The following is a 9,388-nucleotide window of genomic DNA, read 5'->3' on the forward strand; positions in this document are numbered from 1 at the left end:
CCTTGGCTTTGGGCCATTGCCGGCTACCTGTCAGCAAATGTGACGGTGAACCCGGGAATGAATTTGAGTTTGGGAACACGGAAAACTCCACAGGGACGCAGCCGCGACTGTTACGCCTGTAATGAAGTTGTCCGTGAGCAAATGTCAGGCCCACATGGGGGCACCCACACCCTCCACAATCGGAGGATCGCTGACACGTTACCTCGGTAACTTGTATAGAACTCTAGGAGCCCGCGGGGCACCCTTCAAGTCCGCCGCCGAATTAAGACGCAGCTTTACGGCGCGTTTCGCATTGGTGCAGAATTTTCTTCGCCATATTGGTCAACGGATTCATCGGGGCATACTGCAGACCCGCCGCTGCCTTGGCCTGTTACCAGGGCCGGTCAACACCCCGCCCGAAGTCATCGTCCCGGAGGTACTCGTCCCGCTCCTGCCCGGAATTCCGCTCGCCTTGGGCTTCCTTGGCGCTGTCCCTCAGCTGCTCAAGCTGGCTCTGCTGGCCCGGACCCGCCGGAAGCTCGTCCTGCCCAGGCACTTCCGGCGGTTGCGGGGTGGTGTTGTCCGCAGCCACTGCATCGGCCTTTTGCTGCAGCCGCTCCGCCGCCTGTTTCAGTTGCTCCCCCGCGCCGGATTCGGCGCGGGCATCAGCGCCGGCATCCGCGCCGGCGGCAAAGCAGCCCTCCGGAGCAGCCTCCACTACCGCAACGCCTTCGGCGAACAGCCGGGCCGCCGCCGTCGGATCTTCTGTTTTGGCCGCGGCGTCACCGAGGCGTTCGATGGTGAGGGCCAGGTTGACCTGGACGACGCACTCGTCGGCCGTGCCCGCCAGGGACAGTGCTTCTTCGAAGCGTTGGCGGGCGGCAGCGAAGTCCCCGGCGAGGAACAGGCCGTCACCCTCGGCGAACGGCGCCTTGTGCGGTTCGATGAAATTGGCGGTCCGCAGTCCGCTGGCGGCATCCGCCACGCCGACGGAGTCCCCGGCCGCGAAGGACCGGGCAGCAGTGTCGGCGAGAATGCCCACGCTGAGCAGCTTGGCGGACAGGCAGAGGATCAGGAGTGCGGGCAGCGCCGACCACCACAACAGCCGACGGCGGCGCTCCCGCCGGTCCCGTGAGGTCACCGACGGTGCCGGTTTCTGCGGCGCCGGTTTCTGCGGTGCCGGTTTCTGCGGTGCCGGTTTCTGCGGTGCCGGTTTCTGCGGTGCCGGTTTCTGCGGTGCCGGTTTCTGCGGTGCCGGTTTGGGCGCTGGCCGCATCATGTTCGAGCTCCCGGTCCGGGCCGGAGCTGCCGGTATTGACGCAGCACCAGGAATGTCTCGCGGAGGGCCAGCAGGAACGCTCCGGCGGCAAGGAGCCAGTAGTGCTCCGTCCGCCCGGCGACGTCGGCATCCGTCGGTGCCCGTTGGAAGTCCCCGGGATCAGCGGCCTGCATCATCGGCGCCACCGGGTCTCCGGCCGAACGGTGGACATAGGGCACCCCCAGCTGACCGGCAATCCCTTGCAGGCGGCCTTGGTCGATGACCGATAATGCATCCTTGCCGGTTCCGGATGACCGGTCCTGGATGTAGCCGGCGCCGGCGTCCTGCCCCGAACCCTGCCCCGTGTTTTCCTTCATCCGGCCGCCGTCCGCGGTGCCGTAGCCGAGCACCGCGCCGCCGTCCACCAGGCCGCCGTCGAGCCTGATCGCCGCCGGTGCCTTGGCGCCGGTCTGTTCACCGTCGCCCAGGTAGTAGACCAGGCGCGGCCGTTCTGGATGGCTGTCCCGCGCGGCGCGCAGCCGCTCCGCCAGCAAGGTTCCGGCAGCGGTGACGCTGCTGCCCTTCGAAAATGCCGTGACCTGCGGCTGCAGGACGGACACGCTGGTGTCCAGGGCGGTGGCGTCGGTGGTGAGGGGCATCCGGACAATGGCGTTGCTGTCGAACGTCAGGAGCGAAAAGCGGGCCCCGGCCAGTTCACCCGCGATGGCCATGATGTCCTGCTGCACCCCGTCCAGCCGGGGCGAGCCGTCGCCGTAGTCTTCGGCCACGATGCTGCTGCTGGTGTCCACTACAAAGAAAACGTTGACATCCGCCGCCGCGGCCTGGGAGCTTCCGCCGGGAACACCCGGCCGGAGCGCCGCAGCCAGGAGCAGCACCATTAGGGCGCCCCTGAACAGCCAGTCGCGGCGTGTACCGGCAGAGCGTGCCCGCGATGCCTGGACGAGGCGCCAGACCAGAAACAGCACGGTCGCGGCGATGAGCGGGGCCATAACCCACCAGGGCAGGATCGGTTGCAGTGTCATGGCCGGAGCCTCCACGATGCGCCAGCCAGCACCAGGCCGGACAGGAGCGCCAGCGCGAGGGGCAGCTCTGGCTTGTCAGAGACCACGGCCCGGGGTGCTCCCTTCATGGCCGTGGCTTCGGTTTCCTGCACGGATCGGACGATGTCCACCACGGCATCCGGGCTGTCCAGTTGGTGGTATGCCCCACCGCTGGCTTCGGCCGCTGTGCGCAGCCTGGCTCCGGGCTGGCCGGGGCCGGGTCCATAGTCAAAGTCGCCGGGGTTCAGGGCGTAAACGCGCACATCGCGCTCCTTGGCCAGGGCGGCCGCCTGTTCCAGGGTGAAGATGGGATCGCCGGACAGGTAGTTGTCCGTTGCCAGGACGATGGACCGCGAGCGCCGCTGACCGGCGTCAGGAGTGCCGGTCTCCGCTCTGCGGGCATCCGCGGCGCCGGTGTCCGGGAACCCGTTGACGCAGGACGCCAGGCCGTCGCCGATCAGCGACGATCCGCGGCCGTTCCAGGTGCCGTCCAGGAATCCCGCACTGCCGGGTTTTCCGTCGAACGCGTCTTGGGCCAGCTGGAGTTGTTCCTGGACGTACCCGTAGTCGTCGGTGAGTGGAAAGACCTGAACGGCGCTGCTGTCGAAGACCGTGAGGCCGATCCGTTCGCCGTCGAACTCCTTCGCCAGTTCGGCAAACACCTGCACCACGGCCGCGTCGGCGCTACTCATGGAGCCCGACGTGTCCAGGCACAGCATGATGTCCCGGTTGCGCTGCTCCGGCTGGATGGTAGTCAGCTCCACCGGGCGCGCCGCAGCGGCCACCGCAGAGACCAGCAGGGTTACAGCCGCGAGAGCGGCCACCGCCAGCCAGCGGCGGTGCCGGCGGAGGGCCGCCTGGTATTCGGGCAGCGCGGTGAGGCGGTCCGCATTGGCCACCGGCCGCCGTCGAGCGTTTGCGTGTCGGTCCGGGCGGAAGGCGCGCCATCCTGCCAGGGCCGCCAGGACCAGCGCCGGAGGGATCAGCCACCAGAACATCAGTTCCATTGCCGCACCGCCTGGCGGGCAGTCGCGGCCGATTGCGGGACCGGCGGCAGCGGTTCCAGGCCGAACTCGCCCGGGTAGATCTTGCGGACGGCCTCGGCCACTGGGGGCAGTGGGTGCCCGTGCAGCTCCGCAAGGGTCATCCTGGGGGCGTCGATGCCGGTGACGTCGCGGGCGAACCGGCGGACCAGCAGGCTCAGTTCCTGGTGCGACTCCCGTGCGGTCAGCAGCCCGGCGGCGGCGTCTGCCGTGACGGCGTCGATCCTTTGCAGGTAGGCCTCCTTGAGGCCCGCAAGGTCCGACGGCGGAGTGAACCGGGGCGCCTGCTCCGTCACCTTCGGTTTGCGCGTGCTCAGGAAAACGAACGCGTACCAGCCCAGGACCGCTGCCAGAAGGGCGAGCCCGGTCCACAGCCACGCCTGGCTGTACTGGAGGGGTCCGTAGATGCCCGGGTCAGCCTGCACGCCGGTGCCTTTCCAGGAGGGCGAAGAGTTCCGTCATGACCGCACTGCTGCCGGTCACGTGGCCTTGGGTAATGCCGGCGCGACGGAGCATGGCGTGCCGGGCGGCGTCCCGTTCCCCTGTTGCCTTGGCATAGGCCGCCGCGACTGCCGGGGATGCTGCCAGATGTGCTGGCAGCATCGACGAGTCTGCCACGCTGAAGGTGTCCTGGCCGGTGTTTCCTTCCCCGGCCAAGTCAGCGTCCCGGATGGTGAGCCAAAGGACCTCATGCTGGGCACGGAGCCGGCGGAGCAGCTGTTCGGTGTCGGGGCCGGCGGCATGTTCGTCGGACACCACAAACAGCAGGAACCGGCCCTTGACGTTGCGGGCCACGTATTCCAGCTGGTCCTCGATCCTGCTCGGGCCTGAGTCCAGGGAGGTGGATGAGTCAACCTCGCGCAGGAGCCGTTCCAGATGCGGCTCACCGGCTTTGGCGGGAATGGAGCATGTCCCGTTGCGGTCGCCGCAGACCAGGCCCACTACGTCGCCGTGCCGGTGCGCCAGGTAGCCCACCACGCCGAGTGCCATCACGGCGATGTCCTTTTTGGTTTCGCCGTCGCGGGACTCTGCAGCCATTCCCCGGCCTGTATCGGCAATCAGCAGGACGGTCTGGCGCCGTACGGCGACATACCGTTTGATGAGAGGCGATCCGAACCGGGCGGTAGCCTTCCAGTCGATGTCGCGGACATCGTCTCCGGGGATATAGGCGCGCAAGTCATCAAAGTCGAGGCTGCGGCCGCGGAAGACGGAACCGTATTCGCCGTCGAGCATGCCGCGGGCTTTCCGGTGGGCGAAGATGGCCATCTTCGCCTTCACGCGCTGCAGGAGACTGGTCACCGCTGCCTCAGGGAGTCTGGACGGAGGCCACGACCGCGTCGATGATCGTCTCCACCGGCACCTGCTCGGCAACGGCGTCGAACCCCAGGATGAGGCGGTGCCGGAGCACACGGTGGGCGAGGGACTTCACGTCCTCCGGGATCACGTGGTCCCTGCCGTTGAGAAGTGCCACTGCCCGGGCGGCCTGGCTGAAGGCAATGCTGGCGCGCGGGCTGGCGCCGAACTCGATGAAGCCGGCGAGCCGCTGGTCGATGTACTGCCCGGCGTTCCGGGTGACAAACACCAGCCCCACGATGTAGTTGATGACGGCCGGGTCGATATAGATCCGCTTCACCAGCTCCTGCACACTAATGACGGCGTCCAAAGAGGCGGCGGCCGCAGGCTTCTGCGCCTCAGTGAAGACGCCGGCGTCGATCCGCCGGATGATCTCCGTTTCCTCGGCCGGCGTGGGGTAGTCCAGCACGTCCTTGAGCATAAAGCGGTCCATCTGCGCCTCCGGCAGCTGGTACGTGCCTTCCTGCTCGATGGGGTTCTGGGTGGCCAGCACCATGAACGGGGACGGCAGCCGGTATTCCTCTCCCCCGATGGAGGTCTGCCGCTCCTGCATGGCCTCCAGCATGGCGCTCTGGGTCTTGGCGCTGGAGCGGTTGATCTCATCAAGCAGGACGATGTTGGCGTGCACCGGCCCCAGCTGGGTGATGAAGGTGCCCTTGGCGGCGTCGTAGATCTGCGTGCCCACGATGTCGCTGGGGAGCAGGTCCGGCGTGCACTGGATCCGGCGGAACTCTGCGCTGACTGCTTCGGCCACAGTCTGGGCGGCGGTGGTCTTCGCCAGCCCCGGAACACTTTCCAGCAGGATGTGCCCACCGGTCATCAGGCCCACCAGCAGGGATTCACGCAGCCGCGCCTGGCCCACCACCTTGGCATCGAAGCTGCGGGAAATGTTCGCCACCACCTGCTGTGCACGGGCCAGTTCCGCCGGTTCGATTCGTGCGGGCGCACTGGTCTGAAGCAATGGATTTCCCCCTGATGGCTGGTGGTCTACGGATGTTAGCCCGGGTGTGCTGCCGTTCGGCTGCACTCCGTCCGCCATCTTATCCAAGACACCTCCCGGTCCGGCCGCAATGGGGACCCCTCCCCATCGCGGCTCTGCAGGTCTATCCTTTTGCCATGAGTGAGCTTCCAGCCAGTTACAAAGAGTTTCTCGCCGACAAGAGCGAGCGGTTCATCCTTGCGGTCAAGCCTGTCCTGCAGCAGTCCGCTGCCGACAAATCCCATGGTGTCCGGGTTACCTACAACGCGGGTCCCACCGGCCACCAGGCCCACCTCGATGACAGCATCCCCTTCGGCGTGGTGGTGGAGGACATCGACTGAGGTTCCGGCCGGCACCGCTAGCCCTTCACTGCACCCGAGAGCGCGAAGGAACTGCCCGCGCCCTTGGCCACGATGACATAGAGAGCCAGCACCGGGACTGAATACAGGATGGAGAAGGCGGCCAGCTGGCCGTACGCCACTGCGCCGTGCTGTCCGAAGAAGCTGAAGATCGACACCGCTGCCGGCTGCCGGGCTTCGGACAGGAGCAGGACGAACGGGACGAAGAAGTTCCCCCAAGCCTGGATGAACACAAAAATGAACACCACGCCAAGCCCCTGCTGCATCAGGGGCAGGACGATGGTCCGCAGCGCCGTTAATCCTGACGCACCGTCCACCCAGGCCGCTTCCTCCAACGACACCGGGACTGCGTCCATAAAGTTCTTCGTCATCCAGATGGCCATGGGCAACGTGGTGGTGGCCATAAAAAAGATCGTGGCGGGCATCGAATCCAGCAGTTGAAGCTGCACAAACAACCCGTACACCGGCACCATGATGGCCGTGATGGGAAGGCAGGTTCCAAACAGGATGGTGTACATAAACGGCTTATTGAACCTGGACTGGTAGCGGGACAGCGGGTAGGCAGCCAGGACTGCTGCCACGAGGTTCACGGCGGCCGTGCCGGCGGACAACACCATGCTGTTCCAAAGCGGCTGGAACAGCAGCCCCTGCGTCATGATGGCGGCAAAGTTTTCCAGGGAGACCCTACCGGGGAGCCTTGTCTCATGCCCGGCGGAGGCATCCAGGGACGCAAACACCAGCCAGAGCAGCGGCAGGACAAAGCAGGCACCGATCAGGATCAGGGAAACGTCCGCCGGCATCCGGGCACGCTGCTGGGCGCGGGAAACTGCGCCAGTCCCGGACCGGAGCTGCCCCCGCGCGGAGGTCCCCGCCGTCGTCGTCATGGTTTGCCCTCCCGCAGGAGCCGGACGTAGGCGGCACCGAACACCACGCCAATGAGGATCAGCACCGACGCCACCGCCGTGCCGTAGCCGATGTCGCCGAACTTGAAGGCCTCCAGGTACGCCAGCACCGGCAGCGTAGTGCTGGCGTTGGCGGGACCGCCCGCTGTCATCACCCAGATGAGGGTGAACACCGCCAGCGTCTGCAGGGTGATGAGCATGAGGTTGGTGGCGATGCTGCCGCGGATCATGGGTATGGTGATGAAGGCCAGCCGCTGCCAGCCACCGGCACCGTCCATCAGCGCGGCCTCCGTGACCTCACCGGGGATGTCATTGAGTGCGGCGCGGTAGACGAGCATGGAGAACGCCGTGCCACGCCAGATGTTGGCAAGCAGGATGGCGACCATCGGGAACGAATACAGCCAGTCGGTCTGCCCTATCCCCAGCCCGCCCAGCATCTGGTTCAACGTCCCGTCGCGGCTGAAATACGCGTAGGCGGCGAAGGCGGCCACGATCTCGGGCAGCACCCACGCAGCCACCACCGCAGTACCGACGGCGGCGGCCACCGTCCGGCGGGCCCGCCGCATCAGCACCGCGAGGGTGAGCCCCAGCAGGTTCTGGCCCAGGATGGCAGAGCCGCCCACAAACAGGACGGTCAGGCCAAGCGAGAGCGGCAACACCGGATCGGACAGGAGCCTGGCGTAGTTGTCGAGCCCGATCCAGCCGGGACTGCGGGCATTGCGGCCGGTCAGGGCTGCGTTGGTGAATGACGCGTGGAACGCCCAGAGCACAGGGCCGGCCAAAAACACCAGCAGCAGAACCACTGCCGGGAGTACGGGGAGCAGCCGTGCCTGGCGCCGGAGCCCGGGGCGACGCCGCCGGTGGCCGGACCGGTCACGCCCTAGGGAAACCGCCACAGGCTACTGGGCGACGGTCTTGGCCTCACCGACGATGCCCTTCACCGCCGTGTCATAGTCGGCGGCCGCCTGCTCCGGGGATTTCGCCCCGGTGATCACAGCTTCCGTGGCCTCCTGGACGGCCGCCGAAATCCGCGGGTAGTCGGCCGTGGCCGGCCGGTAGTGCGTGACGGCCACGAGCTCGGATACGTCCTTCACAAACGGGTTGGCCGCCTGGTAGCCGGCGTCGGCGGCGACGTCCTTCCGCACGGCGATCTGGGAGCTGGCGATGTTGAAGGCCAGGGAGTTCTTCTGGTTCAGTGCCGTGGCGAGGAACTCAAACGCGAGGTCGGGGTTTTTGGTCTCCGCTCCTACCGCCAGGGTCCAGCCGCCGGACATGCTGACGCCGCCGGGTGCCTGGCCGTTCTGGGTGGGGAACGCCGTGACGCCCATGTCCTGCCCGTACTCGGCCCACTCGTAGCTGCCGCCCTTCTGCCAGAACGACGGCGAGTAGGAGCCTTCCACGGTTGCGCCCATCTTGCCCTGCGGCAGCCATTCGCCGAAGACCTTCTTCCACACATTGGCGTCGAGGGCCTCCGCCGGGGAGACGGCCAGTTTTTCGTCGTAGAGGGTCTTGAGGAACCCCAACGAATCCGCGAACCCCGGGGAACCGACCACCCACTTCTTGGCGTCGGCATCGTAGAGTTCGGACCCGGTTCCATAGAGCAGTTCGTAGAAGCTTTGCATCACGGTGCCTTCGCCGGAGGCCTTGCCGGCGTACATGTTGAAGGGCACCACGCTGGGATCGCTGGCCTTGATTTTCCGGGCGGTGTCCAGGATATCCTGCCACGTGCGGGGCTCCCACGGGACGCTGACGCCCGCGGCGGTGAGCACTTTTTTGTTGTACCAGATGGCGCGGGTGTCGGTGCCGAGCGGGACCGCGTACGTGCCGCCGTCGTCCCCCAGGCCGGCGGCCTTGGCGCCAGCATCGAAGGTATCCCAGTCCTTCCACCCCTCAAGGTGGCTGTCCAGCTTCAGGAGGTACCCGGCGTCGACGTCGGAACGCACCTTGAAGGTGTCCTCATAGAAGATGTCCGGGGCGGTGGAGGGCGAACGGAGAGCGAGGGCAAGCTTGGTGCCGTAGTCGTCGTCGTTCGCCTGGATGGGCTCCAGGGCAACCGTGACGCCCTGGTTGGCGGCCTCAAACTCCTGCTTGGCCGACTGGAAGAGCGTGTCCAGGGCAGTGAAGGAATCGGTCTTTTGATAGACCACCTTCAGCGTTTTGGTCTCCGCTTCGGGGGCGGCAGGGGAACACGCCGTCAGCACAAAGCCCGCTGCAGCGATGAGTGAAGTGATTTTGAGGGCCCGGCGCATTGTTGCTCCATTCAGTCAATGGCTGCCGTCCCCTGTACCTGCGGGCCCCAGCCGCGGCGATATCCACATGCTAGACGGGGCTCCGGCCAGTGGCAAGGAGACGCGTTGACTCATCAAAGATGCCCGCGTAGCTGCTATCGAAGAATCATTTGGTAATGCCCGCGTAGCGGCGCGTCTGCTGGGATGGTATCCGCCGGCCCGGCAC

General features: G+C 66.5%; 10 protein-coding genes. 1 reads left to right on the plus strand and 9 read right to left on the minus strand.

Features of this window, described 5'->3' with window-relative positions; all coding sequences use genetic code 11:
- Positions 1-370 precede the first annotated feature (370 nt).
- From ACX80V_RS16620 to ACX80V_RS16645, 6 genes are read right to left on the minus strand one after another with little or no spacing between them, the layout of a single operon-like run.
- The gene (locus tag ACX80V_RS16620; RefSeq protein WP_485844064.1) at positions 371-1,258 is read right to left on the minus strand and encodes a hypothetical protein; all 888 of its coding nucleotides are present in this window, start codon (positions 1,256-1,258) and stop codon (positions 371-373) included.
- Complete coding sequence (locus tag ACX80V_RS16625) at positions 1,255-2,280, minus strand: VWA domain-containing protein (protein ID WP_485844065.1); 1,026 nt, start codon at positions 2,278-2,280, stop codon at positions 1,255-1,257. Before ACX80V_RS16625 ends, ACX80V_RS16620 begins: the two co-directional genes overlap by 4 nt.
- Complete coding sequence (locus tag ACX80V_RS16630) at positions 2,277-3,305, minus strand: vWA domain-containing protein (RefSeq protein ID WP_485844066.1); 1,029 nt, start codon at positions 3,303-3,305, stop codon at positions 2,277-2,279. Before ACX80V_RS16630 ends, ACX80V_RS16625 begins: the two co-directional genes overlap by 4 nt.
- Complete coding sequence (locus ACX80V_RS16635) at positions 3,296-3,766, minus strand: hypothetical protein (RefSeq protein WP_485844067.1); 471 nt, start codon at positions 3,764-3,766, stop codon at positions 3,296-3,298. The genes ACX80V_RS16630 and ACX80V_RS16635 overlap by 10 nt, the downstream gene beginning before the upstream one ends.
- Positions 3,756-4,640, minus strand: a complete 885-nt coding sequence (locus ACX80V_RS16640) for a DUF58 domain-containing protein (protein WP_485844068.1) — start codon at positions 4,638-4,640, stop codon at positions 3,756-3,758. Before ACX80V_RS16640 ends, ACX80V_RS16635 begins: the two co-directional genes overlap by 11 nt.
- A 7-nt stretch (positions 4,641-4,647) precedes the next feature.
- A complete protein-coding gene (locus ACX80V_RS16645) occupies positions 4,648-5,655 on the minus strand; it encodes an AAA family ATPase (protein WP_485844069.1) in 1,008 nt (335 codons plus the stop codon).
- Positions 5,656-5,810: 155 nt separating this feature from the next.
- Between ACX80V_RS16645 and ACX80V_RS16650 the strand changes: the two genes are divergently transcribed.
- Entirely contained in the window at positions 5,811-6,014 is a 204-nt protein-coding gene (locus ACX80V_RS16650) for a hypothetical protein (protein WP_056341538.1), read from the plus strand.
- A 17-nt stretch (positions 6,015-6,031) separates the two neighbouring features.
- Here the strand turns inward: ACX80V_RS16650 and ACX80V_RS16655 are convergent, their stop codons facing one another.
- Genes ACX80V_RS16655 through ACX80V_RS16665 form a run of 3 tightly spaced genes read right to left on the minus strand, consistent with a single transcriptional unit; the run spans position 6,032 to position 9,183 of the window.
- Positions 6,032-6,916: a carbohydrate ABC transporter permease gene (locus ACX80V_RS16655; RefSeq protein WP_485844070.1), complete on the minus strand. Its 885-nt coding sequence runs from the start codon at positions 6,914-6,916 to the stop codon at positions 6,032-6,034.
- The gene (locus ACX80V_RS16660; RefSeq protein WP_058932233.1) at positions 6,913-7,830 is read right to left on the minus strand and encodes a carbohydrate ABC transporter permease; all 918 of its coding nucleotides are present in this window, start codon (positions 7,828-7,830) and stop codon (positions 6,913-6,915) included. The genes ACX80V_RS16655 and ACX80V_RS16660 overlap by 4 nt, the downstream gene beginning before the upstream one ends.
- Before the next feature lie 3 nt (positions 7,831-7,833).
- Positions 7,834-9,183, minus strand: a complete 1,350-nt coding sequence (locus ACX80V_RS16665; RefSeq protein WP_485844071.1) for an extracellular solute-binding protein — start codon at positions 9,181-9,183, stop codon at positions 7,834-7,836.
- Positions 9,184-9,388: the final 205 nt, after the last annotated feature.

It is taken from the genome of Pseudarthrobacter arbutini (assembly GCF_054510915.1).